Below are 26,972 nucleotides of genomic sequence, written 5' to 3'. Positions count from 1 at the left end.
TATTGACGATGAAAATTCAATTGGAATCCATACAACCCGCTAGCAATAGTTCGTTTCAAATCTTGCCCAATTCACGAATGAACGATTTTTACTTTTGGCATTATCACCCAGAATTGGAGCTTACCTATATCGAGGGTGCGAACGGCAGACGTCATATCGGCCAACATATATCCCGATATGAAAGCAGTAGTTTAGTTTTTATTGGCTCAAATATTCCACATCTTAACGTTGATTACGGAGTAAAAACCGATTACAAAAAAACGGTTTTGCATATTCGACCCGATTTTTTAAAGGAAAATTCGGTTCAGACTCCAGAACTATTGGCTGTTCATCGATTTTTTGAACAATCGAAATATGGTATTGTCATTGAAGGCAAAACAAAGACTATTGCAGGAGAAATGCTTGAAAAATTACCTGTTTTACACCCATTTGAACAATTTTTAGAAGTGTTGCGAGTATTTCAATTATTGGCACATAGTACAGAAATCAAGTTATTGCATGATAGTCCAGTAAAGAATCAATACACTAGAAAATCGCAAGAACGGCTCCAATTGTTATATGATTTTATTGAAGCTAATTATCAACGCAAAATAAAAGTGGAAGAAGTTGCCGATTTATGCCACCTGACAAAAGTTGCTTTTTGTCGTTATTTCAAACAGGCAACACATTTGACATTTACTGAATTTTTGAATCAATATCGCATCAATCAAGCCAAACGTCTACTGTTATTGGACAAAAATGTCAGTGAAGTGTGTTACGCTTGTGGTTTTGAAAGCCTTTCTTATTTCAATCGGGTTTTTAAGGCTATTACTCTGGAAAACCCTTTGGCTTTTAAAAAACAATATGCCAATGATTGATAAGCAATAACTATGACAACCGGACTAAGAGGAGATTAAAAATTAGACCTTGAACGGAAACCTTTATAAGGGAAGGGGCGTGGTGCACCAAATGACGATGCAACCGGTTTGATTCATCAAAAATGTAATACTATCAAGCCTTTCAAGTCGTTGGTCCTCATAGTAAACGAACAATATGAATTTAACGTATTTGTCGACCACAGCTAGTTAAAGGAATAGAATGAAGTAGAGGTGATGCCCTAAAAAACGGCCAATTTATGGGAATCCTTTTTGATTGGACAAGCCTTTTGCAAAGCGTCCTATTCTTGGTCTCTTTTAATAGTTACTTTATTTCACCTTTTATAGGGCAATAAATTGGGCATATGAGGTATTTATTAAAATTGAATCATCCGGTCATTTTTGGGAAAGAAAAGACAACTTCCAAATCTCTTGGCAACTGTAAAATAAGTGGACATTTGATGTAAATATTTTTGACAGTAAAATAGAAGGGTTTTTGGAGTTCTTATTATAAAAATCTGATAGTAAGACACTTGACAACTTGGCATAATTTTAGGTCGGGAGATAACATCCTTTGGAGGATTGTATTCAACCTCACATGTTACCAGAAACATCTATTGCTTAGTCCTCAACCGCAAAAATCATGATAAAAAATTATTTTAAGATAGCTTTCAGGGTATTCAAAAAAGAAAAATTATACAGCTTTATTAATGTTTCCGGTCTGGTGCTGGGCTTTGTTTGCTGTCTAATGATTTTCCTTTTTATTAAGGACGAACTGAGCTACGATGATTTTCATAAAGATAGTGATAGAATTTACCGTGTGGCCGCCGCCTATATGAGACAGAGTGTCTGGGAGCCGTATTCTACAAATTCATGGCCGACGGCCGAAAAGCTAAAGACCAGTTTCGGAGAAATTGAACAGTTGGTCCGAATTATGCGTATGTCGGAAATTGTCACTCATGGGGAAAAAAGATTTGACGAAGAGCGAATGGCCGTGGCCGATGAAAATTTTTTTGAGGTCTTTTCTTTTCCTTTGATTTCCGGCAACCCTAGCGAAGCATTAAAGGGATCGAATAAAGTGGTCATTTCCGAAGCCACGGCTAAAAAGTATTTTGGTCCTATCAACGCTATGGGGAAAGTTCTTGATATCGGGGATGGAACTTTACAACTACGGGTGAGTGGAATTATGGAAGAGATGCCATCAAACTCCCATTTTCACTTTGATTTCCTCATATCAGGCCTAACAGCAAGACAAATAGCACCAGAGGCCATGTTTGACAATGTGGGTTGGGATTCTCAATATGTGTACATCAAAATGGCAGAAGGTTCTAAACCAGCAAGTATGGAATCAATGTTTCCAAATTTTATTGACGACCATTTAGCCCCGCTTACTTCCGGAAATTTTAAACTGTTTTTACAGCCATTATCGGATATTCACCTTAGATCAAAAAATGGGACCGAAATTGAACCCAATGGAAATATTAACCACATTTACATTTTTTCCATCGTTGCCATCTTCATTCTAGTCATTGCAAGTGTAAACTACATGAATTTGACTATAGCCCGATCTTTAAGGCGTAGCAAAGAAGTTGGCATGCGCAAAGTATTGGGTGCCCATAAAATGAACCTAATTGGTCAGTTTTTGAGTGAATCATTTATCGTGACTCTTATTGCAGCTTTAATTGCTTTCTGCCTGACACTGTTATTACTACCTGTGTTCAACCAATTTGCCGGAAAAGAAATAACTACAAATACCTTGTTCAATCCGCCAATATTGATGACCATTGGTGCTTCAATAGTAATTATTGCCATATTATCCGGGGCTTACCCTTCTTTTGTTCTTTCGACCTTTAAACCATTAAGCACGTTGAAGGGCAGCAAGACAAAGGAAAGATTTGGCCCAACGCTCAGAAAAGGGCTGGTGGTTTTACAGTTTGTGATTTCTATCGGCCTAATAGCTTCCACATCCATTGTCTTTGATCAGCTCGACTTTCTCAAAAACAAAGAATTGGGAATTAATAAAGAACTATTGGTGGCTGTACCTCTACGGACAATGGACCGCTCCCAGTTAGATGCTTTCAACAATGACCTTTTAACCAATTCTTCTATTGTAAGAACCGGTGCTTCAAATATGAAAATGCCTGGGTGGATAAGTAATAGTACCGTATATAAAGCGCAAGGGGTGGCTGTGGATGAAGAGGCAAGGAAATCCATGAAAGTCATTAGAATCGATTATGATTTTTTTAAAACTGTCGAGACCGAAATTACCCAGGGGCGCGATTTTTCAAAAGAATTTCCATCGGACGGTAATTCATCCATTATCCTTAATGAGTCAGCCATAGACCAGCTGGGTTGGACGGACCCCATCGGTAAATGGGTAGAATTTGACAATCAAAGATTCACGGTGGTAGGAATAGTGAAAGACTTCCATTTTGAGTCACTTCACAGAAAAATCCCTCCGACGATTTTCATCCCGTCCTCGACTTATTTAAACTGGGCATATGTAAAAGTTGATGCCCAGAATCTACCTTTGACCCTTAAACACATCAAATCTGTTTATTCAAAATTCGTAACGAACAGGGAATTTTCGTATTCCTTTGTAAATGAGGATGTGGCGCGGCAATACCAAACGGAAGAAAAGTTTACCGAGGTACTTACTATTTTTACCATTCTGGCCATAATCCTTGCCTGTCTTGGCACTTTCGGTCTCGTATCTTTCTCCGCAGAACGAAAATCAAAAGAAATCGGAATTAGAAAAGTGCTTGGTGCCTCCATTGGCAATGTCACTTTTAAGTTAATAAAGGAGTTTGCCATTTTGTTATTGGTTGCCAGTTTTATAGCCTGGCCACTCACATACTTTTTTATGAATGACTGGATAAAGGATTTTACGTATAGGACAAATATTAAGCTTGAAGTGTTTGCAATGGCAACTATTTTGGCTTTGCTAATTACTATGGGCACCACAGGGTTCAGGGCATTGAAGGCAGCCCTGGCCAACCCTATAGATTCGTTGAGAGAAGAATAGTTACCATATCCCTTTCACCTTGTTTATTTCAAAATTATTAAATTCTAAAATCGCTTCCGAAGTATTTTCAATATCCAATAGGATATAATGTTCGTTCGGAAAGACCTGCGCGGTCATCACATACTGACCTTTATTGATAAATACTTCAACAGAGGAATAATCCAGTAGGATACGAACTTCAAACGCCTCTTGCGGCAAATGGTCTATGGGCATTTCTTGTACCGTATCCCCAAAGTTTTCCTGAAAATCGGTCTTCCCCGATCGGGTGCGATCCAAATAGAAAACACTTTTTTCCGAATCCAGGGTCAACACCAATTGTTGCTCCTTGTCATTTTTAAAGACAAGCCGAAAATCCTTGGCCGCGGTCGTAAACTGTACCTCGGCCCGGTTAAAATGGTCAAAGGCAAGGCTATCCTTTTCACCTGCTTCCAACCTTATGGTTTTCCTTATCCCTTGCTCCCTAAGGTTCTCTAGACCATCGACAGGGTAGTTGATCAAGCTATACGTATCCCCTATTTTCCGTAAGGATAACTTTCTGGGAACAGTCATGGCACTACGCCATTTTTCTGTTGGCGTATCTCTCGCATAGGCCCAATTGCTCATCCAACCGATGAAGATTCGCTCATCATTGGGCGCGTTGTTATAGGTGACCCCGGCATAGTTATCCGTGCCCCAATCGATCCACCGATTCTCCTTTTGATCGGAAGTGAAGGTTTTTCCATCAAAATCGCCTATAAAGTATTGGGTGCCACTACCACCATTGGGCGCACCGGGGTTAATACTGATGAGCAGTACCCATTTCTTCTCATCGGTACCTTCCACCTGTAACTGAAATAAATCAGGGCATTCCCAAACTCCCCCATGGGCCCCTTGATCCTTTCCGAATTCACCGGTCAATTCCCAATCCTTCAAATTTTTGGAGGTATAGAATTTGGCATGGTCTCCAGCCACCAAGGTCATAACCCAACTTTGTAAAGGCTCATACCGCATTACCTTGGGATCACGAAAGTCTCGGATACCCTCGTTTTCCAATACAGGATTTCCTTTGAACTTTGTCCAAGTATCCCCATTATCAAGACTATATGCAATGCCCTGGGTCTGAAAATCATCGCGCCCCGCTTCTTCGCCCTTCATATCATGGTAAGTAAAAATAGCCCCCAAAGCAGGGTTACCATCCGAACCAAAACCTGAAGTATTATTTTCGTCCACCACCGCACTTCCAGAAAAAATGAACCCAAGTTCATCAAGATACAAGGCTATGGGCTTATGCTTCCAATGTGCCAGATCTGTACTAATGGCATGCCCCCAGTGCATTGGGCCCCAGACAATATCATCCGGGTAATATTGATAAAAAAGATGGTAAACACCTTTATGATAGACCAGCCCATTAGGGTCGTTCATCCACATTTCTTCTGGTGAAAAGTGAAATTGAGGCCGGTACGGTTCCGTATAGTAGTCGGTCTTGGTAGTATCCAAAATAGGTTTTTGTTCCTCTACTTTATTTTTACAAGCTTGCAAAGCTATTAAAATAAAGAACAGTCCAATTTTTACTTGTTTCATTTTAATTTAGGATTAACCGAACAATTCTGGGGAACACCTCTAAAATAGTATCTTTGCTCGTATACTTTATAAGTGGCATGAGATTTCTTTTGGGTATACTCTTATTTTTGGCGTTTTGCCCAAATACCATGGGCCAAAATAAGTTGGCCCGTACGCTCAAAAAGTTCAACACGGAAAGCGTTCCTTATATATCCCTAAAAGAAGCGGCCCATATGGACAGTGTTCTATACCTGGATACCCGGAAAAAACAGGAATACGATGTAAGCCATTTGCAAAATGCCATTTGGGTAGGTTATGAGATGTTCGATGACCATGATCTACAGGCTAAAATTCCGGACAAGAATACCGAAATCGTTGTGTATTGTTCCATCGGTGTGCGATCGGAGGACATTGGCGAAAAATTGTTGAAATTGGGGTATCCCAATGTCAAAAACCTATATGGCGGGATTTTTGAATGGAAAAATAAAGGATATCCCGTTTATGACGACCAAGGAAAGGAGACGGAAAAAGTTCATGCCTTTGACGAGCATTGGGGCAAACTATTAAAGGCTGGAAAAAAAGTTTATGATTGATGGTTGAAGTTTAAAATTCCCCACTTTTCCAATATTTACGGACATTGAGTATCTCATTTTCAAGGAAAACTAAAAAAAGTAGTAAAGACTAGCCATTACAATTTGACAAATTCCAAAAATCTACTCCTCATTTTTACGCGCAACCCGGAACTGGGAAAATGTAAGACCCGTTTAGCGGCCACCATCGGTGATCACGCTGCCTTAGAAGTTTATAAGTTTCTCCTACAGCATACGGCAAACATCACCCATGGGCTAGACGTCCATAAAAAAGTATACTACTCCGAATCGATTTGGAAGGATGATGTTTGGGACGAAAAAGTATACGAGAAAAAGGTGCAACAGGGCAATAACCTAGGGGAGCGTATGATCCAGGCGTTTTCGGAAGGATTCAACAACGGCTTTGAAAAAATCATTATCATCGGGAGTGATATGCTAGATTTGTCCCAATCCGACTTGGAGAATGCATTTTCGGCCTTGGACGAAAACAATTTTGTCATTGGCCCTGCGGAAGATGGTGGTTACTATCTACTAGGGATGAAGATTTTTAAACCTCAACTGTTCCAGGATAAGGATTGGGGAAAGGATACCGTATTCTCGGATAGTATGGCGAATCTACAGACTGAAAAAGTAGACGTATTGGTCGCCAAAAACGATATCGATGTTTATGAGGACATCAAGGACATTGATGCCTTTCAACCTTTTTTAAAGCAACCATGAGAATAACCAAAAAACAACTGGAGGAGTCCACGGAATACCTCAAGAGCAAAGGCTTTGATTCACCCGAAATCGGAATCGTACTGGGTACGGGGCTGGGAAAATTGGTGGATGCCATAACAGATCCCATAGTGGCTCATTATAATAACATTCCATTTTTCCCCTTGGCCACCGTTGAGTTTCATTCCGGTAAACTCATTTACGGAAAAATAGAGGGCAAAAAAGTGGTGGTCATGCAAGGACGTTTTCATTTGTATGAAGGTTATGACTTTTTGGATGTTACCTACCCCATTCGGGTCATGCACCAATTGGGAATACATAGATTGTTTATTTCCAATGCCGCGGGAGCTATAAACCTCGACTTTAAAAAAGGGGATATGATGTTGTTGGAAGATCACATCAACCTACAGGGGGGCTCTCCTTTGGCCTTTAAAAATGTATCAGAATTTGGAGATCGATTTGTAGATATGAGCGAACCCTATGATGTGGAAATGCGACAAAAGTTGATAAACATAGCAGCAAGGGAAGGGATTTCGCTACAAAAGGGTGTCTATGTATCCGTGGTAGGGCCACAATTGGAAACCAAGGCAGAATACCGTATGCTGCGTATGATGGGAGCGGATGCCGTTGGAATGAGTACAATTCCCGAAGTAATTGTTGCCAATCATTTACGACTACCTATTGTAGCCGTATCAGTCCTCACCGATGAATGTGACCCGGACAATCTACAACCCGTTAATATACAGGAGATTATAGAAGTTGCCGGAAAAACAGAGCCAAAAATGGTAAAGCTGTTTTCAGAGTTGATCAAAGAAATTTGAAATGGTAAATCGGGGGGATAGGGGATATGGACAATGCTAAAACCCTAGTAATCCAGATATAAATGGAAAAGAAGTTCCCCAAAATTAGTATCATAGTTCCCATTCTTAACGAGGCTGATTATATCGGGAAACTTCTGTCCTGCTTACAAAACGAAATCGCCCCGGAACATGTAGAAGAGATTTTGGTTATTGATGGTGGGAGTACGGACAGTTCCCTTAAAATAGCTGAAGAATATGGGGCAACGATAGTACACTCCGAAAAGGGACGCGCAAAACAAATGAATTTGGGTGCTCAAATGGCCAAGGCGGAAATCCTGTATTTTCTTCATGCCGATACCCTACCTCCAAAAAATTTTGTGCTCTATATTTTGGAAGCGGTAAAAGGAGGATTCCAAGCCGGTTGTTTTCAAATGCAATTTGACAGTAACAGTAGGTTCCTAAAGTTTTTTGCTTGGTTTACTCGAATCAACCACCAAATATGTAGAGGCGGGGATCAATCACTCTTTGTCACCAAAAGACTCTTTCAAAATTCCAAGGGTTTTAATGAAGATTACAAAATCTACGAGGACAATGAGTTCATAGGGCGTCTGTATAAAAAAACCAAATTTAAGGTACTCCCGCTGCAGGTAAAAACTTCAGCAAGAAGGTATGACAAGGTGGGGGCCATCCGCTTGCAGTACCATTTTGGGGTAATCCATCTTAAAAACTATTTGGGAGCAGGACCAGATCAACTTTATGACTATTACAAACGAAAGATACCGATATAGGTGCGTCCTTTTACATTCGGGATATGGGACCTGGTCGTTTCAAACATCTTAAAATTAAAAATTCCGTGCGATTGACCGAAAATGACTACTTTTAAACAAAACTGCAATTTTAGGACACATCTCCTTATTATATTGCTTTTATGAAAGTGGTACCACAAGCTTTTTATCAGAATTCCAAGATTGAAAAAATACTTTTGAAAGGACTTTCCTGTATTCTGGAAAAGAAAGTGGTGCATGCGGATCCACAAAATCAGCGGTATCTGGCGTCCCACGCCATTACCCTAGTCCGAAACGGCAAGTTACAGATAGAGACTTATGAAGGAAACGTAGAGATCATCCAAAAAAATGAACTCATCTTCCTGCCCAAAGGAATGTATATGATTTCTGATATCATTCCTAAAAATGATGTCTTTACTGCGCTGGTTTTTTTCTTCGATGATACTATATGTAATGCTTTTCTATCCAGTTTTGGTCAGTTACACTCAGAAAAGGTTTGTGGACTACTGCGTATCGATTTTAATGAAGACCTCCGACTGTTCACGGACACCCTGACCAATCTTTATAGAGGCAGAAACCGAAACCAGTTTACGAGACTCAAGCTCATCGAGTTCCTTCATTTAATAGCGCTATCCAAACAAGGAAAAGATTTCGTAAATCGACTACAATCCTTAAAAACAAAGGAACGAAAAAGTATTCGGTCCTTTATGGAAGAGCATTTTGACAAGCCTTTGGATATAGAGGATTATGCATATTTAACTGGAAGAAGCGTATCTACTTTCCAACGGGATTTTAAGCGCAGGTACCATATCTCCCCCAAAAAGTGGTTGATACAAAAACGCTTAGATAAAGCGGCCTTACTTTTGCGAACTACCTCAAATTCGGTAAATGGAATTACTTCGGGCGTTGGTTATGAGAACACCTCGCATTTCATAAAGGCATTCCACAAGAACTTTGGAATTTCGCCCAAACAATATCAGATTCAACATCGCAAGAACGCTTTGATTTAATACTTTTGACCGAAAATCACCATTTTTAAAATATTTAAGGATTTAACGGTCCCTGTTAAAACTATCTTGCTCCCAAAATCATGAAAAATGGAAAATATAGGATTCATTGGATTGGGTATTATGGGAAGCCGTATGGCTCGTAATCTTCAAAAGGCGGGATATGGATTAACCTTGTTTAATCGTACCAAAAGTAAAGCGAAAGATTTGCTGGCTCAAGGGGCAAAATGGGCCAATTCTCCTAAAGAAGTAGTCCTGGATAACAACATAATTATTACCATGCTGTCAACACCAGAAGCAATACGGGAAGTGGCATTGGGAAAAAATGGGTTTTTGAAAACCATGTCCAAAGAAAATGTTTGGGTAAACTGCAGTACGGTAAATCCTTCGTTCGCCAAGGAGATGGCAGGTGAAGCCAAGGAAAAGGGAATTGCTTATGTAGATGCCCCGGTCGCCGGTACCAAAGAACCGGCTGAAAAAGGGGAATTGGTATTCTTGGTCGGCGGAGATACTGAAGTTATGGCAAAACTTAAGCCCCTAATACGGATAATGGGTAAAAAGATTATCCCTCTTGGCAATATAGGCCAGGGATCGCACATGAAAATGTTGATCAACCTGTTATTGGCCCAATCCATGCTGGCCTTTGGTGAAGCCATGGCACTTGGAAAAGAAACGGGACTTACCGAGGAGACTCTCTTTAATGTGCTTTTGAACGTTCCCGTAACAGCGCCATTTTTGAAAGCCGTACGCCCCAAATTGGAAAATGGTGACTACGAACCCAATTTTCCATTGCAGTGGATGCAAAAAGATTTGCATTTGGCTTCGCTAACGGCCTACGAACTCAACGTAGCCATGCCTTCACTCAACATTGCCAAAGAAATCTTTGCCCAGGCCAAACAAAATGGATATGGGGCGAAAGATTTTTCGTCCATATACGACTACTTGAAAATTAACAACGTAAATGACAACCTTTAAATTTTTCTAATGAAAACAAAAACAGTTCTCACATTTTTTTTAATGCTACTATTTGCCCTATCCACCAAGGCACAGGACGCCAAACAAGTAGTGTCCGATATGATAGAAACCGTGGGTGGAAAAGCCAATTTTTATAAGTTGAAAAATGTAACCTATGATTATGAATACATAAACCCTAAGGCTCCCATGACTTTGAAAAGTCATGAAACCTATGTTTTCCATAAGGAGAAATCACATGCCGCTTATTCCGTAAATACGGTTACGGCCCCTAATGGCCAAAAGGTTGTTGAAGGTTATGATGGCACCGATGCCTGGGTGACCATGGATAGAAAACTATCCGACAACGAGCAAGCCAATAACTTTGCCCGTTTTATGCGCAAGACCAATTACTATTGGTTTTCCATGTTCTTTAAACTATTGGACGATGGGGTAAACCATGAGTATTTGGGTTCGAAAACGGTAAACGGAAAGGCCTATGATAAGGTCAAAATCACTTTTGGCAACAATGTGGGCGACGCACAGGACATTTATGTGCTATTCATCAATAAGAAAACCAAATTGGTGGACCAGTTCCTATTTACGGTAATGAGCTTTCAAATGGCCGAACCTCAGCTTATGGTCATGGAATATGAAACGATCGATGGCATTCAAATTGGCAGTAAAAGAAAGTATATAGAAGCCGATTGGGAAGGCAATATAAAGGGGAAGCGATGGGTAACTACCAATTGGACCAACATCGACTTTGATACGGATGTGGATACATCTTTATTTGAGCGACCTTAGTTTACAACAGGGCGTTATTCGGTTTTTATAGCCAAATAGGGCCTTGGTCACTCTCCCTCATAATCCAGCAATATCCCTTCGGAAATCCATTTGGCGAGCGCCTGCCTGTTATCGGGATCCAAAATTCTGCGCTGGTCCTTTTTGTTACGGATATTACCGATTTCGATATAGGCCATGGCAGGATGCGTTTTCTTTACCATGTACAACGAAGTCCGGTCTCCAAAAGTACCGGAATAGGTACGATTGGGTTGGAACTTCTTGTACTTTGCCTGAAATGTTTTATGGATACTCTCCGCAAGTTTTTTTCCATTTTTACTCTTCTCATGATGGTAGAAAAACACATCGATGTTCTGTCCCTTACTACGGCTATCCACATGGGTTACAATCAGACGCTGGTATTTTCCCTTGTTTTTTAAATACAGTTGGTTGACAGCTTCTACGCGTTGTTTCAATCGGGCCACCTGGTTCAAAGGAATGGTCTCTTTGGGATAATTCACCTCGTCCCTATCGATTTCCAGAATACGATCATCCCGAATGCCATCATCGGGATCGCGTATTATGATGTGTACCTTTGCCCCATGCGCTATCAATTCCCTTGCCAACCGAAGCGTAATATCATAGGCATACTCATCCTCGGCAATCGACTTTCCCCGGTACATAGCCATAGCCCCAGGATCTGGCCCCCCATGCCCGGAAACCAAATAATAGACCGTTTCTTTTAAACATTCACTTTTGGGAAGTACCAGGGCATATTTCTTACCAAAGATGGAATACTCCTTCCCTTTGATTTCCTTAATTTTCGTAGATTGCTTTTGTATGGAGTCCACCACCGCTACCGTATCCATAGGTAGTTGAGGAATTTTATAACTTCTCCCTTCATACAAATGAACGCTATCCCGCAGGTTATCCATGTTCAACGCGATAAAATCGTCATAGGCTTCGTGAGGATTCACGCCTTGTTTTCGTAATAGGGAAAGAATCCCATCCCCCTTTTGGGCTACAATGGTAGGTAGGGAATCTTGGCCATAGGCACAATGAATCCCGTTGCACAAAATGAATAACAAGGGAAGAAGACCATATCGTTTCGTAAGGAAAACTATCACTATTCTACTTTTTCGAAATAAAAAATCAAAAATAATGCCCAAAAGGCCGACACTTTGCAAAATTAAATAACAGAAAATGCCATAAGGCCATGAGGAGAAAGATTTGTCAACGATTTATTTAACAACACTACTGTAAATCTTAGTTTGGAAGTCTATAAATCATTCTTCTCGTATTTAAAATACCCTTATCAAATTCCTTAAACATTTTCGTGCCTTCCGGGCTTTGCAACAAGACCCCGTCCTTGTAATTTATCTGCTGATTATCTGACTAAGCCTTTGTAAAAAACATACTAATCTTAAGAATTTAAAAATGAGAATAGCAATTAATGGCATGGGGCGCATAGGTAGAGCGGCCTTAAAGGTTATCAACGAAACCCCAGGACTTGAAGTCGTGGCGGTAAATGACATTGTTCCCATAGAAAACACGGCCTATTTATTAAAATACGATACTGTTTATGGAGTTTACGAAAAAGACGTTTCCCATGTGGGCAATGTACTCCTAGTTGATGGGCAAGAAATACAGTATACGTCCATCAGGACTCCCGAAGAACTGCCCTGGGCAGCGCAAAAAGTAGATTTGGTAATTGAAAGTACGGGAGTTTTTACCTCGGGGGAGGATGCCGAAAGGCATATCAAGGCCGGGGCCAAAACGGTAGTCATATCCGCACCGACAAAAAGCACCGACACCCCAACGGTTGTTCATGGCGTTAATTCCAAGGATGGAAGTACCAGCGTATTTTCATGTGCCAGTTGTACAACAAACAATATAAGCCCGGTCGTTGAAGTATTGGGCAGAAGGATAGGCATCAAAAAAGCAATTATGACCACGGTGCATGCGTATACCGCATCCCAGGGAATTGTGGATGCACCCTCCAAAAAGAATTTTAGGATGGGAAGGGCGGGTGCTCAAAACTTGATTCCGACAACCACAGGCGCTGCTATCGCCACAACTAAGGCATTGCCGGAATATGTCGGAAAGTTTGACGGCGTTGCCATTCGGGTCCCCGTTCCAGTAGGTTCCATTTCGGATATGGTCTTCGTAACGGAAAGACCGGTTACTGTAGAAGAGGTCAATCAAATTCTAGAAGAAGAGGCAAAAACAGAACGTTATGCACATGTTTTGGATACAACCACAGATCCCATAGTATCTTCCGACATCATTAAAAATCCCTATGCCTCTACCGTGGATTTAAGCATGACCCGTGTTGTTGATGGCGACTTGCTAAAGGTAATGACCTGGTATGACAATGAGTGGGGGTTTACCAATCAGATGATCCGTCAAATTCTAGAACTAAAAGATTGATGCAATATGCAAAAAAGCCGGCCCGGGCCGGCTTTTTTTGTTGCCTATATAATACAGGGTCACCTATATTTGTGTTTTATGCCTTTTTTGAACCGTAGACTATTCTCGTTCTAGGCAATACACCAAATTGATCGCTATATATGCAACATCATATTCTTATTAATATCTGTGCCATTTTTGGGGTTGCCACGGCGGTAATCATTATTTGTAAATTCCTTAAGGTTCGCTATATCATAGGTTATTTGATTACAGGTGTACTTTTGAGCCCCAATACCAGTCATTATTTCGCTGACATGGAAGAGGTTGAAGTGTATGCGGAAATCGGAATTATTCTTTTATTGTTTACCGTGGGTCTGGAATTTTCGTTTAGCAACCTAAAGCGGATTAAAAATTATGTACTCATCGGTGGGGCTTCTCAGGTATTTTTTACCATAATCCTGACCTCGATATTGATTTGGGTCTTAATGCGACCTTCTGTGGAGGAAAGTATTTTCTGGGGATTTTTGTATGCTTTGAGCAGTACCGCAATTGTGGTGAAGGTATTGCAGGACAATAACAAGATCAATACTCCTCATGGGAAATTTATACTGGCTATATTACTATTTCAGGATATTATGATCGTTCCCTTGATGTTGTTTACCCCCAATTTTGGCCGGGGCCGGGGGAAATGTAGGCGAAGAGTTGTTATGGCTATCCGGCAAGTTGATCCTTATGGGAGGAATATCCTATGTGCTGGCCCAATTCGTCATTCCTTTCTTTTTAAAAACGGTAATGAAAATCCAAAGCCAAGAGGTGTTTTTAATCGCCACCGTGTTTATTGTGACGGGAATTGCTTTGCTCACGGAAGAGCTGGGGCTATCCCTGGCCTTGGGAGCTTTTATTGCAGGACTCATTATAGCGGAAACCGACTATAACCGAATGGCCATTTCCTGTTTTTTACCCTTTAGATATGTGTTTATGAGCTTTTTCTTTATTTCTATGGGGATGTTATTGGACTATCAGATTTTTCTAACCGATACCTTGTGGATAGTATTCTGGTTTTTCTTTGCCCTCTTGGTCAAGGCCATAGCCGGGATATTAGCGGTAAAAGTTATGAAACTGGAATGGAAAACTGCGGTTGCCGTAGGGTTCTCCATCGCACAAATCGGTGAATTTTCCTTTGTTCTGGCGCAGAGTGGTCTGGAGTACGAGTTAATAAGCCAGAACAACTACCAAATATTCCTGGCAGTTTCCATCTTATTGATGTCCTTTACACCTTTTATCGTGTCCAATGCGGAAAAGATTCCCCTATTACTACCGAACCCTTTAAAACCTGAGTCCGATGTCTGATCTAAAGCTAAAACTTTATGGGGCCGATTGGTGTATGAAATCGGCCAATCTTAGAAATTATCTACAATCCATTTGGGTAGAATTTGAGGACTTCAATGTTGAGACCAATGCCGAAGCCGAAGATACCGTCCGTGCCTTATATGACGGCGCATTAAAGTTTCCAACGGTGACCTATGGGGCGAAATTCCTTAAAAATCCTACTACAAGTGAACTCAAGACGTTTCTGGAAACACATGGATTACTGGATTCCTAGGACAAATTCGTTCCGAGCATGGATGCTTTTGTGACTATATCTAAAAGAATTCGATTAACTTAAAAAGAGCCAAAGCTTCGTTAAACGGAATGGAAACTAGGAAAAATCCCGATGTCCAAGGATGTTGCCTCATTTAAACGATACGCCACTTCTGGAATCGGGCTTTAGAGTCCAAAGAACGTTTAATTCTCAATACTTCATTCCATTTGACCATACGTTCACTTCGCGTAAAGGACCCTACCTTCAATTGCCCGGCATTGCTAGCCACTGCCAAATGACTAATGAAGCTGTCCTCGGTCTCTCCGCTCCTCGCGGAAATTACGGGTCGCCAGCCGGCATTTTGGGTAATTTTTATGGCTTCCAAGGTCTCCGTTACCGTTCCAATCTGATTAAGCTTAATCAACACGGCATTCGCTAATTTATGCTTAACCCCCTGTTTTATTCTATCAGGGTTAGTTGTAAAAAGGTCATCTCCAATAATTTGGATCGTGTCCCCATAATCTTTGGTCAATTTTCTCCAATTTTCCAAATCAGTATCCGCGAAGGGGTCTTCTAAGGATACAATGGGGTATTTCTCCAACCAACTACATAACAAATCAAAAAAATCATCTTGATTAAACACTTTATTTTCTAAACGAAACTGGTAGGTCTTGCTTTTCTCATCATATAAGTCACTGGCCGCGATATCCAAAGCGATGGAGGCATCGGTTCCAGGTTTATATCCAGCTTTTTCGATACCCTGTATGAAAGTTTCGAAGATTTGGTCATGATTTTCAAATTCAGGCCAATACCCGCCTTCGTCCGCCACGCCAAAATACCGGTTTTGCTCTTTTAGGATTTCACCCGTAGCCCTGAAAACGTTGGAGGTTATTTCCAATGTCTTTTCGTAACTGCTTGCACCATTGGCGATTAAAAGAAAATCCTGTACATCGGTTCGCCATTGGGCATGGGCCCCACCGCCAATAATCTGGATTTCAGGAAAGGGAAGTAGATTTCCTTGTGCCTCTCCCAAATATGCGAATAGAGGAAGGCCTAGTGCATTAGCCGTAGCCGCTGCAACAGCTGTGGAAACAGCAAGTATGGCATTGGCCCCTAATACGGTCTTATTAGGTGTTCCGTCCAACGTTATCATAAGTTCATCTATCATTTTCTGATGTCTCGGGTCCTTTCCTATCAATGCAGGGGCAATAATCCCATTAACGTTACCGATAGCTTTGTTCACGGATTTCCCATCAAAGTGTAACGGATCATCATCCCTTAACTCGTGGGCTTCGAACTGTCCGGTAGATGCGCCGGACGGGGCCACCCCCCTCCCAATTAACCCATTGTTTAGCCGCACCTCGACCTCAACGGTGGGATTGCCACGGGAATCAAAAATGGCATAAGCCTCAACGGCATTAATCGTCATTTACTTGATATTATTTGATTATTACTCACAGGCCATATACTTTAACTTCAATACGTTCTACGTTTTGATGTTTGGGACAATGTTTGAAAACAAATATAAATGGATGTCCGGAACTTCGATCATTTTCCGTTCAGGTTCGTTGAATTTTTTAGGTTTTTGAACCAGGCCTGGATAATAGCTTGAAGCTCCGGATTCTTTCCCGCTATCTGCTTTAGGGCAAACTCCCGAGCCAAGGCTTGTTTATTCGGGTTAAGGTACTCCACTGGGGATTTACCGTCAATCCTGGCCAAAAGAAGCATGGGCAACAATATTGCTGTGCGCTTTTGTAGCTCCCGAAAATCCTGGATGCCACCCCTTTCCTTTTCGTAGGCCAAGAGAAAAGCCTTAACAAGATGTTCAAGATTTGTATCATGGGGCGCATGATACAGCCCTTTGAGCAAAAGATGTGAAGACAAAAATGCAATGTCAAAAGCTGCGTCGCCATAAAAGGCTACTTCACAATCCACAATGACCATTCGCTTCTTTGAAATCAAAATGTTTTTTGGACTATAATCCCCATGGACAAGACATTCATGCGTATTTTTTAAACGTTCCGCTTCCTTTAGGATTTCTTCGGCGACCAAAGGATGGCTTTCAGCACAATATAGCAGGTAAGGTGAAATACGCAACTGGACGAAATTTTGAAGGGAATTGAACTGCTTTGCAACAGCCTTGTTGAAATAGGAATATTGATGGATTCTTCCCAATAGTCTCCCGGCCTCCTGAGCATGGGTCTCTCGGAAATTCCCTGACATTAGTAAGGTTTTCCAATTAGAGAAACCTTGATCAAGGAATTCCATAACGAAATAGCCTTGTCCTTTACCCAGTAGTTTTGGGACCGCGTTCGGTAAAAATTGAGCGACATATTTCAAATATTTGATCTCGAAATCATTTCGGGACACGTCCGCAAACCAATCCGATTTAACCTTTAATTTCTTCAAGGCCCTTTTGACTACAAAGGTTTTTCCCTCTATATCTATCCTATAGATTTCGCTGGAAACACCTCCGGTTAGAAGTTCAAATCTGGAAGTATTTGTTATGGGCAGACCATCGGAGATAAGCAGTTCCAAAAACTCAGGATTCATACCATGGTTTTGTCTTCAAGAGTAATCAATTCTTTAAGATAAGGAAAAAATAAGGGAGCCAATGGAAGTTTTAAATATCCTAAGTCAATTGCCCGCAAGACATGAAGAAAATCTTCAATGAATAGAATTGAATCAATGGTTAAAATCTCAGAATAACATATTTTATTCTATGAGGACAATTCAGTCAAATTTACTTCCAAGAATACCAACTCGTATTCTAAAAATACTGCCCAATACCAAATACAATACCTCCACTGGAGGGGTCATTGGTAATAAGTCCAAACCCATAATCAATTCGAAAAATAGCATTGAAAATACGTTTATGAATAAACCGAAGGCCTATTCCGGGATAGACCCGAACATTGTCGTAATCAGTGAAATCGGAAAGACTACCTCCCGGTAAACGCCAGGAACCACTATCCACAAAAACATTGCTTTGCAGTACAAACCAATCCTTTTCCACTAGAGTGTGCCTAAATTCCGTATTCAATACAATCGCTCCTGTTCCACGATCGATCAGGATTCCTACACCTCGAATATTCAGGTTATTGTCCAAAGCAAAAGGCGCAAAGGGAGTTTCAACGTTATCGGAAATTCCCAAACGCAACCTGCTGGCCCAATTCCCTTTTTTTCCCACACGCTTAAAAAACATGAAGTCATTGAAGCCGATCCAAAATCCAGGTAGGCGTTGGTCCTGACTTCGAACGTATTGAAAATTGAGTATACTGCGAAATCCGGATATGTATTGATAATGGTATCGCAGCGCATCAAAATTGTAAATAAGCTTGTATAAGTACTTATCAACAACCAGTTCTTGTGGCACAGTGGACGATGTGGCCCCCGTGATATAGCTATAATCTTCCGTAAAGAAATTCATTCCGATTTCAATACGGTTCTTAAAATTAAACTCATGCAGGAGCAATGCCTCAAAAGCTCGATTGTTGTAACGGTAATCCGCAGTGCCCTCGGACAAAAAGACCGGCTCTCGTGTGGTAAAATCCTGATAGGTAAGGGAAATCCCCGTACGTCTGCCGAACAGATTCGGTGCCCTTAGGTTTACTCCGTAGGAATTAAAGACATCCCTTTGGTAAAAAACCCCAAAAGTTACATTACGCCCCAAAAGATTGAACTCCTGTAGTCCCAGCCGAAAAGCCAACTCGTCGTTTACCGTACTATAAAAGTTGGCGAAAGGTATAAGGGTAAAATTTTCTTCAATGTTAAAACGTAGGTCGCACTGGTCATCCCTAACCATTCTTACTTCAAAATCGGCATGGGAAATGGACGGTAACCTTTTTAAGCGCTGTATGTCCTTTTCGATGGCTATGGAATCCAATTCTTGCCCCTCCTGTACCTGGAGCAATTTTTTGAGAAAAGCGGGCTTCGTTTTTTTGGTCCCTTGAATTTCTATTTTTACTATGGTGGTCTGCGAGAAAGCATGTAGTCCAAGAAGAAAAAAGCAGATCGCACCGAGTAGTCTCATAAAAGGTCGCTTTTAGTTTTCCTGTAAGGCAAAAGACCGTTCGGAAAAAAGGTTCACCCAGTTGTCCTCGCTGACCCCCATTAAGGTAAATCCATAGGAGTTTCCGATAATCAAGTCAGGAGGGTCACTTCGTGTGATGTTCAAAGTTACATTTTCCGTATTGTAATAGCGAAATATTTTTTCTTGGGTATAGGTGCCGGACAAGAGGTCATTATTCTCGGTAGAAACTACTTGAAAATAAATAATTGTATCATCATAGCTACCATCAGTCCATAAAAAACGTGGTGTCACCGCACCCAAATCCTCTATTTGTACATTTTCCGGCAAATACTCTGTAGGTTTGGAATCTTTTTTTATTCTGATGGGATTGCACAGATGCATCTTTCCTTTTTCTTCGAAAGAAACAATGACCCATTTACCTTCTGGGACCTCAGCATCTATTCGTTTTAAATACCCATTGAACACATCCTTTGGACTTGCCTCCACCTCTTCATATTCAGCAAAATTATTTTTATCGGCCTCCAAGGAGGAAGTTTCAAAATAGCGGATATCCGTGGCGCCAGGTCTGGGATATAGAAATACATGGGTAAGGTTCCCATCCTGGCTACTGGCGGCACAGGCTATGACATTGTCTAAAACAATTTCCCGGTCTTCTACAGCGGCCTTTAGGGTTCCATTGAGTATCTCCTGATCAACGGAACAACTGTATAATATCAATACAAGTAGAATGGGGAACGATTTCAAGATTAATACATTTTATAATGGGCACTGATGATTTCCTGAGCAGGCTTGTTCTGTGGTGTAAAGCGGTTGTCCTTCCCTCCACCTACTTCATTGTGCCGAATGAACCATTTCCATACATAGCCACCGGCAAACCAATCCTCGTCCCAAAACTCTTCAAAAATGGCCTTGGTAGCATTTACCTGTGCCTCCAAATTGACCTTTTCCTCATTATGATCCACCAACCAGGGTTTTTTGGCCGTATAATCCATACTACGATATCCATATTCCGTAAACAAAATAGGTCTTTGTTTTTGATCCGCTAGTTCTGAGATAGCCGTTTTCCACCTTTGCCATCCCTGTTTTAACTGTTCAATGGTAGGGGATTCTTCTTCTGAAAGTGGAAAATAGGCATCGATGCCTATATAATCCAACTGCTCCCAAAAAGTAACTCTTGGGTACTCGTCCCAATTTGCTGCATAGGTGAGTTTACCGGAATATTCCTTTCTAATTTCACCGATCAGCCTTTTCCAATAATCAGGCCTGTTTTTTACAAATTGCTCCAACTCTGTCCCAATACAGAAAATAGATACTCTGGTCTCCTCGGCCAACTTGGCATAGCTAAGGATAAATTTCCTATAGGATGCTTCCAACGCCTTCCAATCCTCCTCCGATTTCATTTTTAGGGTACCTGTATATTCTCCACGCCAAATCCAAATTTGAGGCTTGAGCATTATTTTTATCCCATTCTTTTTCAATAACCCAATATATTGTTTGGCGCCTAATTTGGTTTCCCCGAACCATTGCCTATCCGTATCAAAAATCACCTCTGGAGAATGTATGTCCCTTGTAAATGCAAAGGGCATTACAGCGGCATGATTGGCATGAACCTTCAGTACTTCCTCCACATGTTCCTGGGCCACTTCCTCCCGGGAAGCTACAAAACTTACCCCATTTATTTTTTCCTTAATCTGACTTGAACAGGAAAATTGGAGAAAACATAAAAGAAGAAGCCCAAATTTTTTCATCAAAAGATGGCGTTAAGACTTCTAAAATACGGTATTTACCGCAATGTGTTTAAAAAATGGCCCGTAATCCTATGTTAAAGGTCTCCCCTAGGCCCGTATCGCTTCCTCGTACAAAGTTGGTGTACAGAAGTTCCACGTTAAGCGCATCTGTAAGTTGATATTTTGCCCCTCCTCCCAAGGCCGTAAAGTCTTGCGAAAAATCACTCCCCAAATCCAACAACTGCGAGTGCTGGGCCAAAACAAGGACCGTAAATTTACTGCTTGGAAAATAGCTTAGAAAAACACCGGGGGTAAGCCTTAGGCTGTTATTGGCAAAACTTTTATCGGCATCACCAAAGTTGAGCTCGGAATTGATCTCGGAAAAAATCTGCCATTTGTTTCCTGGAAAGGTATAATCATAAAACAAGCGGTTTTGCCATATAAACCCATTTTGGTCCAAGAACACCCCATTTTCTACCTCATTATCCACTAAAGGAATAAAAAAGGAGCTTTGGATACTGAAATTACTGACCGAGGCTATGGGCACAAATTTTACTGAAGGAGCAATGGAGGTAAACCCGGAACGTGCCGAGCCTTCCTCTCCATCAAATTGAAAGACTTCCAAAGCACCCCGGCCTCCAACGACATTGGAACGGAATTCAAATATGGCCCCAACATTCCATCTTTTATTCTGTCCTACACCAGTGTATACTTCCAAGGTAGAGGTAAAGAAGGTATTTCTAGGGATGTCCCCTGTAAAAGTATCCTCTGTTTCTGTATAGAGATTGTTGAACCACTTAAGGTCCCACTGACCCTTCCCAATCAATTTTGAAGGGGTATATTGTTGAATATTGCTCTGTTGTGGCGAATCATCTTGGGCAAAAGTCGCCAAAGAGATAGTGGTAAATGCCAATAGGGCAACGTATTTTTTAATTGATTTCATAACGATTGTTTTTAATTTATGGAATAGTTATTTCTGGGCGAATCTTTGTCCGCTTGTTTACATATATAAATTGATGGATATTATTTATTGAATTTCGTTCAATGTCCAATCATAGGGATAGTAGGATATTTTTGCCTTCTCCGGCAGCTTTTCCATCCGATAGATATCGATGAAATCCAAAAGCTTTTGTCCATTTTGGGTGAAGTCTCCCTTATACCACTCGAAAATTTGGGAAACTTTTACCTTATTCTTGTTTATTCTGATAAAGTTGGGGTCGTTCAAGGCTTTCTTGGTCTGTTGTTCCAATTGGGAATCCAATTTGGATGGTAAATACGCCTCGGCTATGATAGGAGGACACCCCAGACCCGCACATACCAAGACAAAGTGAAAACGAGGCTCCGATGGAAAGTTACCCCGTAACAGCTTGTTCTCTATATTATTCAAGGTAATGTTCTTACCTCCTATGTTGCGTTCGGTCTTATCAAAAAATCCTGGAATATCCAAAGGCGATTTAAGTGGGTAATTTTCAACAATACCTTTAATGACATGTAAATTATAACCATTGATCCAAAAGGATTGATAAATATCGGACTGATCCTTGGAAATAGATATTCCTTCAGCCATTTTTATTAGTGTATCAAGTTGTGAAGGGTCTTTTTTAAGCTTTTTATAATCTACCCTTCCATTCTGTACATATTCTTTGAAGAATACATCGGCCTCGGAAAAAAAAGCTTTGGTGTCCTGTCCATATCCAAAGTTGACGGACAAGAAAAAAGTAGTTATTAGTAAGATATATGGTTTCATGTTGTTTCTATTATACAATTTACTGTTGGCGCTTAGGTCGGTGCGTTTTTAACATCCCTACAAGGAACCTCAAATTTTATGATTTATTTAAGGATTTGACTAACAAAGGCTTGCGAGTTCGAAATAGTAATCCTATCCTTACGAAACGGACACGTATTTAAACTCTTTCTAAATTAATACAATAGATTAAGTTCTTATTTTTAGAAACGACCTAACTCGCAAATCCAATACAATCCTATGGAGCATATTGTAATTATTGGCAACGGAATCTCCGGTGTTACGGCTGCAAGGCATATCCGAAAAAACTCCGATAAGAAAATCACCATAGTTTCAACGGAGACAGACTATTTCTTTTCCCGTACCGCCCTTATGTATGTATATATGGGCCATATGAAGTTTGAGCATACCCAACCCTACGAGAATTGGTTTTGGAAAAAGAATCGGATACATCTTGTCAAAGGCTATGTGGAAAAAGTAGAGCATGCCGGCAAGAATTTGATTTTAAAAAATGGGGAGAAAATTGCTTATGACAAACTTATCATCGCTACGGGATCCAAGCCCAATAAATTTGGCTGGCCGGGACAGGACTTAAAAGGTGTCCAGGGACTGTATTCCAAACAAGACTTGGACGCATTGGAAGAGAGCGCTCCGAACAAAAATATTTGCAAATATGCGGTAATTGTTGGTGGTGGCCTTATAGGAATAGAGTTGGCAGAAATGCTCCGCTCACGGGATATTCCTGTTACTTTTTTGGTGAGGGAGACCAGCTTTTGGAACGGGGTACTCCCTAAAGGAGAGTCTCAAATGCTCAATGAACATATAGCAGAACATCATATAGATCTGCGTTTGGAGACAAATCTCGTAGAAATACTTGCAGACGAAAATGGGCATGTCAGAGCCGTTACTACGGATAGGGGGGACACCATCGAATGCAATATGGTAGGGCTTACTGCAGGGGTATCGCCCAATATCGATTTTTTGAAGGATTCCGGAATTGAATTGGGAAGAGGAGTAAAGGTCAACCGTTATTTGGAGACCAATGTTTCGGATATCTACGCCATTGGTGATTGTGCGGAACAACACGAGGCCATTGGAAATCGAAGACCCATAGAAGCCGTCTGGTATACAGGTCGTATGATGGGTGAAACGGTGGCCCAGACCATTTGTGGCAACAAAATGAAGTACAATCCTGGACATTGGTTCAACTCTGCCAAATTCCTGGACATTGAATACCAGACCTATGGCTGGGTATTTAGTGAACGGGGCATGAAAGAAAACGAACAACATTTTCATTGGCGGCATTCCAAGGAATTGATATGCATCACCGTAGCCTTCGATAAGGAAACCGGACTGTTTTTGGGCATCAATACCTTTGGTATACGCATGCGACATGAGATTTTTGATAGATGGCTTACCGAAAAACGTAGCGTGGAATATGTGATGAAACATCTTGCCGATGCCAACTTCGATCCGGAATTTTATGCCAATTATGAACAAGAAATTACGTCCAAATTCAACTCGGATTTTGGAAAATCAATAGCATCAAAAAAGAAAAGTTTAAAACGAATATTTGCAATAGGTTGAACATTTTGAGGGAACGATTGGCGTGTGAAACCATGGTTTCCAAAAAACCGATAGCCATAAACTAGTAACAACATATGAGCAATTACGATAAAAGCATGGCCCTTACGGGACAACCGCCAAAGGCACTCAATACAGGCCAAAAATTAGCTACCCTTTTAGGGATGTCCGGATTGGGTATCCTTACCCTTGCCTTGTTCAATATAAATTTTCCTAACAAAGGGCTTTGGTTGACCGTCTCCCTGTCCGCAATCTTTATCGGGGTGTTTTGGTTTTCCCAAGCGGCCTATGCCAGTAAGCTTAAAGGTATTAAAAATGATGGGGTATGGTTTAAATCGGTTTCCAGCAGGGGACTTTGGGGCTGGATGGCAGGAATCGCCCTAACGGGCTTTTACATAGCTCTATATTTTTATCCCCAATATCTGGGGCTGGTAAAAGATGGGGAGAACACAGGGGTTATTGCCTTATTTGATCCTTTAAGCAGACTGTTAAGTGGCAACCCTGCAAGCCAATGGTTCGTTTATGGTACGCTTTATACGGTGGCCATTTTGGCGTTCGGTATTAAGTTCATCTGGAAATACCGCCATAACCGTTATGAAAAAATTAGAACCGTAAGTGTTATGTTCTTTCAGACCGCTTTTGCCTTTCTTATTCCGGAGATTATGGCAAGGCTTAATGGGAAGATTCCGTACTATGATTTAAAGAATATGTGGCCGCTTAATTACTATAATTTTGAGCGTTACCGTATAAATGGTTTTATAGATTCAGGAGATATTGGCATGGCCATGCTTATTTTTGGAATACTTTCAATTTTTTTGATTTCCCCCATTTTGACCTTTAAGTATGGAAAACGTTGGTATTGCTCCTGGGTATGTGGTTGTGGGGCGTTGGCGGAGACTGCCGGAGACTCTTTTCGGCACTTGAGCGATAAATCCAAGATGGCCTGGAAGGTTGAGCGTTGGGTGGTACATAGCGTTGTGGTTTTTGTAACCCTAATGACCACTGCTGTAATCTACTCCTATCTAGGGAACGATACCAGTAAATATTGGCTGACCAAAAGTGTTTTCCTAAGCGGTGTGGCATTGATATTGACCACGGTATTCGTTTGGGTGATGCTCTATAAACGGGAACAGTTACAAAAAGATGCCAAATACGGGGCCATTGGTTATTTTGTTATTATTATGGCATTGATCGGACTTCATTTTTTTAGTGGTGACGGAAATATTTTTCTTTTCAAGTCCGAAACACTTCGTAAAACCTATGGTTTTTTGATTGGAAGTATCTTTTCCGGGGTTATTGGAACTGGGTTTTATCCCATTTTTGGAAATCGGGTCTGGTGCCGTTTCGGCTGCCCCATGGCGGCAATTTTAGGTTTTCAGCAAAGGTTGTTCTCTAGGTTTCGGATAACCACCAATGGGGGACAATGCATTTCCTGTGGCAATTGCTCCACGTATTGCGAAATGGGGATAGACGTACGGGCCTATGCCCAAAAAGGAGAGAACATTGTACGCTCCAGTTGTGTAGGTTGTGGTATTTGCTCCGCCGTATGTCCAAGGGGTGTGTTAAAGTTAGAAAACGGACCACAGAAGGGCCGTATCAACCCCACCGAGGTTTTGCTGGGCAACAATGTGGATTTAATGAATTTGGTAAATCAAAAGTAAAGTGCCATGCTTGCCAAGTTAGTCGTTTTAACTTCCATTTTTTTCATATTCGGGAACGCCACCAAAACTACCTCTCTATATCACAAAGAGTATTATGAAACCGGGGAAATAAAATCAGAAGGTTGGTTGGAGAATGACGAGAAAACAGGCTATTGGAAATTTTACCATTCCAACGGGAGGCTTTCCGAAGAAGGACATTACAAAAACGATAAGAAGGAAAAATACTGGTATTTCTACACTAAAAATAACATTAGAACAAAAGAAGGGCATTATAAGAACGGAAAAAAGGCCGGTTGGTGGTTGTTTTATGACCAAAAAGGAAAAATAGACCATAAATGCCAGCTGAGCAATGGAAAGAAAAACGGATACTGCCTTAAATACAAAAACGAAAAGTTAACCTCAGCGGAAAAGTATAAAAACGGAGAAAAAATCAAAGAATGGTTCGATTTTAGTAGTTTTAATCGCGAAAACAAACTTTCCGACTTACGCTAATGACCAATATTAAGGTTATCATCCCTGCCTTCAACGAGGCCGATTCCATTACTCAGGTAATTTCTAAAATCCCAGATACAGTCTCCGAGATTATCGTAGTCAGTAATAGCTCCACGGATGATACCATTAAGAATGCAAAAAGTGCAGGTGCAACCGTCCTTTCCGAAAACCGCAAAGGTTATGGTTATGCATGTTTATGCGGAATGGATTATGTGGCAAAGCAATCCAAACGACCCGATATTATCGTATTTATCGACGGAGACTATTCGGATTACCCGGAAGAACTGGATAAATTAGTGGTTCCTATTATAGAAAAAGATATCGATTTTGTAATAGGTGCGCGGGTTAAACGACTTAGGGAGGAGGGCAGTATGACACCACAACAGGTTTTCGGCAATTGGTTGGCTACCTTTCTGATGAAATTACTCTTTAGGGCAACATTTACAGACCTTGGACCGTTTAGGGCTATAAAGTATGATAAGTTATTAACACTGGAAATGGAGGACAAGACCTATGGTTGGACAGTGGAAATGCAGCTAAAGGCGTTAAAAAGGAAATTAACATATGTCGAAGTACCAGTACGTTACAAGAAAAGAATAGGAGTTTCCAAAGTATCAGGTACTGTAAAAGGTAGTATATTTGCAGGCGTAAAAATATTGGGTTGGATATTCAAGTATAGCATTAAATAA

At 40.9% G+C, this 26,972-nt stretch carries 25 protein-coding genes and 1 pseudogene; 17 read left to right on the top strand and 9 right to left on the bottom strand.

Annotated elements, in window-relative coordinates; translation table 11 throughout:
* The first annotated feature begins 77 nt into the window (after positions 1-77).
* Together D7Z94_RS05695 and D7Z94_RS05690 are read left to right on the top strand one after the other, a co-directional pair.
* Positions 78-857 carry a helix-turn-helix domain-containing protein gene (locus D7Z94_RS05695; RefSeq protein ID WP_245967146.1) on the top strand — a complete coding sequence of 260 codons (780 nt, stop codon included), beginning with the start codon at positions 78-80 and terminating at the stop codon, positions 855-857.
* 640 nt (positions 858-1,497) lie between these two features.
* A complete protein-coding gene (locus D7Z94_RS05690; RefSeq protein WP_120710524.1) occupies positions 1,498-3,879 on the top strand; it encodes an ABC transporter permease in 2,382 nt (793 codons plus the stop codon).
* On the opposite strand, the gene D7Z94_RS05685 is transcribed toward D7Z94_RS05690, so the two are convergent.
* Positions 3,880-5,439 (bottom strand): glycoside hydrolase family 32 protein, encoded by a 1,560-nt coding sequence (locus tag D7Z94_RS05685; protein ID WP_120710523.1) that lies wholly within the window; start codon positions 5,437-5,439, stop codon positions 3,880-3,882. It lies immediately after the preceding gene.
* Between the two features lie 128 nt (positions 5,440-5,567).
* On the opposite strand from D7Z94_RS05685, the gene D7Z94_RS05680 reads away from it, so the two are divergent.
* The 7 genes from D7Z94_RS05680 (at position 5,568) to D7Z94_RS05650 (ending at position 11,075) form a co-directional block, all read left to right on the top strand.
* Positions 5,568-6,011: a rhodanese-like domain-containing protein gene (locus D7Z94_RS05680; protein ID WP_245967145.1), complete on the top strand. Its 444-nt coding sequence runs from the start codon at positions 5,568-5,570 to the stop codon at positions 6,009-6,011.
* A 102-nt stretch (positions 6,012-6,113) separates the two neighbouring features.
* On the top strand, positions 6,114-6,728 hold the full coding sequence (locus D7Z94_RS05675; protein ID WP_120710521.1) for a TIGR04282 family arsenosugar biosynthesis glycosyltransferase: 615 nt from the start codon (positions 6,114-6,116) through the stop codon (positions 6,726-6,728).
* Entirely contained in the window at positions 6,725-7,546 is an 822-nt protein-coding gene (locus D7Z94_RS05670) for a purine-nucleoside phosphorylase (protein WP_394347409.1), read from the top strand. Before D7Z94_RS05675 ends, D7Z94_RS05670 begins: the two co-directional genes overlap by 4 nt.
* 62 nt (positions 7,547-7,608) lie before the next feature.
* Complete coding sequence (locus D7Z94_RS05665) at positions 7,609-8,313, top strand: TIGR04283 family arsenosugar biosynthesis glycosyltransferase (protein ID WP_120710520.1); 705 nt, start codon at positions 7,609-7,611, stop codon at positions 8,311-8,313.
* Between the two features lie 140 nt (positions 8,314-8,453).
* On the top strand, positions 8,454-9,320 hold the full coding sequence (locus D7Z94_RS05660; RefSeq protein ID WP_120710519.1) for a helix-turn-helix domain-containing protein: 867 nt from the start codon (positions 8,454-8,456) through the stop codon (positions 9,318-9,320).
* Between the two features lie 87 nt (positions 9,321-9,407).
* A complete protein-coding gene (locus D7Z94_RS05655) occupies positions 9,408-10,292 on the top strand; it encodes an NAD(P)-dependent oxidoreductase (protein ID WP_120710518.1) in 885 nt (294 codons plus the stop codon).
* Between the two features lie 9 nt (positions 10,293-10,301).
* Positions 10,302-11,075 (top strand): DUF6503 family protein, encoded by a 774-nt coding sequence (locus tag D7Z94_RS05650; protein ID WP_147415832.1) that lies wholly within the window; start codon positions 10,302-10,304, stop codon positions 11,073-11,075.
* Positions 11,076-11,122: 47 nt separating this feature from the next.
* Here D7Z94_RS05650 and D7Z94_RS05645 read toward each other — a convergent pair whose 3' ends face one another.
* Complete coding sequence (locus D7Z94_RS05645; RefSeq protein WP_394347414.1) at positions 11,123-12,127, bottom strand: N-acetylmuramoyl-L-alanine amidase family protein; 1,005 nt, start codon at positions 12,125-12,127, stop codon at positions 11,123-11,125.
* Positions 12,128-12,488: 361 nt separating this feature from the next.
* On the opposite strand from D7Z94_RS05645, the gene gap reads away from it, so the two are divergent.
* The 4 genes and pseudogenes from gap to D7Z94_RS05625 all read left to right on the top strand — a co-directional run bounded on the left by gap (position 12,489) and on the right by D7Z94_RS05625 (position 15,063).
* The gene (gene gap, locus D7Z94_RS05640) at positions 12,489-13,481 is read left to right on the top strand and encodes a type I glyceraldehyde-3-phosphate dehydrogenase (RefSeq protein WP_120710516.1); all 993 of its coding nucleotides are present in this window, start codon (positions 12,489-12,491) and stop codon (positions 13,479-13,481) included.
* Between the two features lie 140 nt (positions 13,482-13,621).
* Positions 13,622-14,074, top strand: a pseudogene (locus D7Z94_RS26175) (cation:proton antiporter domain-containing protein); the annotation flags it as partial.
* Positions 14,075-14,129: 55 nt separating this feature from the next.
* Positions 14,130-14,810 (top strand): cation:proton antiporter, encoded by a 681-nt coding sequence (locus D7Z94_RS25910; protein WP_245967144.1) that lies wholly within the window; start codon positions 14,130-14,132, stop codon positions 14,808-14,810.
* A complete protein-coding gene (locus D7Z94_RS05625; protein ID WP_120710513.1) occupies positions 14,803-15,063 on the top strand; it encodes a glutaredoxin family protein in 261 nt (86 codons plus the stop codon). The genes D7Z94_RS25910 and D7Z94_RS05625 overlap by 8 nt, the downstream gene beginning before the upstream one ends.
* A gap of 133 nt (positions 15,064-15,196) precedes the next feature.
* On the opposite strand, the gene eno is transcribed toward D7Z94_RS05625, so the two are convergent.
* The 7 genes from eno to D7Z94_RS05590 form a co-directional block, all read right to left on the bottom strand.
* A complete protein-coding gene (gene eno / locus D7Z94_RS05620; RefSeq protein WP_170158835.1) occupies positions 15,197-16,471 on the bottom strand; it encodes a phosphopyruvate hydratase in 1,275 nt (424 codons plus the stop codon).
* A 119-nt stretch (positions 16,472-16,590) separates the two neighbouring features.
* Positions 16,591-17,595, bottom strand: a complete 1,005-nt coding sequence (locus D7Z94_RS05615; RefSeq protein WP_120710512.1) for a phosphotransferase family protein — start codon at positions 17,593-17,595, stop codon at positions 16,591-16,593.
* Between the two features lie 217 nt (positions 17,596-17,812).
* Positions 17,813-19,075 carry a POTRA domain-containing protein gene (locus tag D7Z94_RS05610; protein WP_120710511.1) on the bottom strand — a complete coding sequence of 421 codons (1,263 nt, stop codon included), beginning with the start codon at positions 19,073-19,075 and terminating at the stop codon, positions 17,813-17,815.
* Positions 19,076-19,087: 12 nt separating this feature from the next.
* On the bottom strand, positions 19,088-19,819 hold the full coding sequence (locus D7Z94_RS05605; protein ID WP_245967143.1) for a hypothetical protein: 732 nt from the start codon (positions 19,817-19,819) through the stop codon (positions 19,088-19,090).
* A 2-nt stretch (positions 19,820-19,821) separates the two neighbouring features.
* Positions 19,822-20,823, bottom strand: a complete 1,002-nt coding sequence (locus D7Z94_RS05600) for a glycoside hydrolase family 113 (RefSeq protein ID WP_120710510.1) — start codon at positions 20,821-20,823, stop codon at positions 19,822-19,824.
* Between the two features lie 49 nt (positions 20,824-20,872).
* Complete coding sequence (locus D7Z94_RS05595; protein ID WP_120710509.1) at positions 20,873-21,745, bottom strand: hypothetical protein; 873 nt, start codon at positions 21,743-21,745, stop codon at positions 20,873-20,875.
* Between the two features lie 84 nt (positions 21,746-21,829).
* On the bottom strand, positions 21,830-22,549 hold the full coding sequence (locus tag D7Z94_RS05590; protein WP_120710508.1) for a DUF547 domain-containing protein: 720 nt from the start codon (positions 22,547-22,549) through the stop codon (positions 21,830-21,832).
* A 237-nt stretch (positions 22,550-22,786) separates the two neighbouring features.
* Here D7Z94_RS05590 and D7Z94_RS05585 point away from each other — a divergent pair, with 237 nt between their 5' ends.
* The 4 genes from D7Z94_RS05585 (at position 22,787) to D7Z94_RS05570 (ending at position 26,972) form a co-directional block, all read left to right on the top strand.
* Positions 22,787-24,133: an NAD(P)/FAD-dependent oxidoreductase gene (locus tag D7Z94_RS05585; protein WP_120710507.1), complete on the top strand. Its 1,347-nt coding sequence runs from the start codon at positions 22,787-22,789 to the stop codon at positions 24,131-24,133.
* 74 nt (positions 24,134-24,207) lie between these two features.
* Positions 24,208-25,791, top strand: coding sequence for a 4Fe-4S binding protein (locus D7Z94_RS05580; RefSeq protein ID WP_120710506.1), 1,584 nt, complete (start codon positions 24,208-24,210; stop codon positions 25,789-25,791).
* A 6-nt stretch (positions 25,792-25,797) separates the two neighbouring features.
* Positions 25,798-26,283, top strand: a complete 486-nt coding sequence (locus tag D7Z94_RS05575) for a toxin-antitoxin system YwqK family antitoxin (RefSeq protein ID WP_245967142.1) — start codon at positions 25,798-25,800, stop codon at positions 26,281-26,283.
* A complete protein-coding gene (locus tag D7Z94_RS05570; protein ID WP_120710505.1) occupies positions 26,283-26,972 on the top strand; it encodes a glycosyltransferase family 2 protein in 690 nt (229 codons plus the stop codon). The genes D7Z94_RS05575 and D7Z94_RS05570 overlap by 1 nt, the downstream gene beginning before the upstream one ends.

Source organism: Ulvibacterium marinum (genome assembly GCF_003626755.1).
Taxonomy (GTDB): domain Bacteria; phylum Bacteroidota; class Bacteroidia; order Flavobacteriales; family Flavobacteriaceae; genus Ulvibacterium; species Ulvibacterium marinum.
This window is presented reverse-complemented; position numbering and strand designations above follow the sequence as displayed.

What these genes read in the sequence shown, in the direction of transcription:
- D7Z94_RS05695 (WP_245967146.1), top strand. Translation starts at nt 78, where the DNA reads ATGAACGATTTTTACTTTTGGCATTATCACCCAGAATTGGAGCTTACC.
- D7Z94_RS05690 (WP_120710524.1), top strand. Translation starts at nt 1,498, where the DNA reads ATGATAAAAAATTATTTTAAGATAGCTTTCAGGGTATTCAAAAAAGAA.
- D7Z94_RS05685 (WP_120710523.1), bottom strand. Translation starts at nt 5,439, where the DNA reads ATGAAACAAGTAAAAATTGGACTGTTCTTTATTTTAATAGCTTTGCAA.
- D7Z94_RS05680 (WP_245967145.1), top strand. Translation starts at nt 5,568, where the DNA reads ATGGGCCAAAATAAGTTGGCCCGTACGCTCAAAAAGTTCAACACGGAA.
- D7Z94_RS05670 (WP_394347409.1), top strand. Translation starts at nt 6,725, where the DNA reads ATGAGAATAACCAAAAAACAACTGGAGGAGTCCACGGAATACCTCAAG.
- D7Z94_RS05665 (WP_120710520.1), top strand. Translation starts at nt 7,609, where the DNA reads ATGGAAAAGAAGTTCCCCAAAATTAGTATCATAGTTCCCATTCTTAAC.
- D7Z94_RS05660 (WP_120710519.1), top strand. Translation starts at nt 8,454, where the DNA reads ATGAAAGTGGTACCACAAGCTTTTTATCAGAATTCCAAGATTGAAAAA.
- D7Z94_RS05655 (WP_120710518.1), top strand. Translation starts at nt 9,408, where the DNA reads ATGGAAAATATAGGATTCATTGGATTGGGTATTATGGGAAGCCGTATG.
- D7Z94_RS05650 (WP_147415832.1), top strand. Translation starts at nt 10,302, where the DNA reads ATGAAAACAAAAACAGTTCTCACATTTTTTTTAATGCTACTATTTGCC.
- gap (WP_120710516.1), top strand. Translation starts at nt 12,489, where the DNA reads ATGAGAATAGCAATTAATGGCATGGGGCGCATAGGTAGAGCGGCCTTA.
- D7Z94_RS05625 (WP_120710513.1), top strand. Translation starts at nt 14,803, where the DNA reads ATGTCTGATCTAAAGCTAAAACTTTATGGGGCCGATTGGTGTATGAAA.
- eno (WP_170158835.1), bottom strand. Translation starts at nt 16,471, where the DNA reads ATGACGATTAATGCCGTTGAGGCTTATGCCATTTTTGATTCCCGTGGC.
- D7Z94_RS05615 (WP_120710512.1), bottom strand. Translation starts at nt 17,595, where the DNA reads ATGAATCCTGAGTTTTTGGAACTGCTTATCTCCGATGGTCTGCCCATA.
- D7Z94_RS05610 (WP_120710511.1), bottom strand. Translation starts at nt 19,075, where the DNA reads ATGAGACTACTCGGTGCGATCTGCTTTTTTCTTCTTGGACTACATGCT.
- D7Z94_RS05600 (WP_120710510.1), bottom strand. Translation starts at nt 20,823, where the DNA reads ATGAAAAAATTTGGGCTTCTTCTTTTATGTTTTCTCCAATTTTCCTGT.
- D7Z94_RS05595 (WP_120710509.1), bottom strand. Translation starts at nt 21,745, where the DNA reads ATGAAATCAATTAAAAAATACGTTGCCCTATTGGCATTTACCACTATC.
- D7Z94_RS05590 (WP_120710508.1), bottom strand. Translation starts at nt 22,549, where the DNA reads ATGAAACCATATATCTTACTAATAACTACTTTTTTCTTGTCCGTCAAC.
- D7Z94_RS05585 (WP_120710507.1), top strand. Translation starts at nt 22,787, where the DNA reads ATGGAGCATATTGTAATTATTGGCAACGGAATCTCCGGTGTTACGGCT.
- D7Z94_RS05580 (WP_120710506.1), top strand. Translation starts at nt 24,208, where the DNA reads ATGAGCAATTACGATAAAAGCATGGCCCTTACGGGACAACCGCCAAAG.
- D7Z94_RS05575 (WP_245967142.1), top strand. Translation starts at nt 25,798, where the DNA reads ATGCTTGCCAAGTTAGTCGTTTTAACTTCCATTTTTTTCATATTCGGG.
- D7Z94_RS05570 (WP_120710505.1), top strand. Translation starts at nt 26,283, where the DNA reads ATGACCAATATTAAGGTTATCATCCCTGCCTTCAACGAGGCCGATTCC.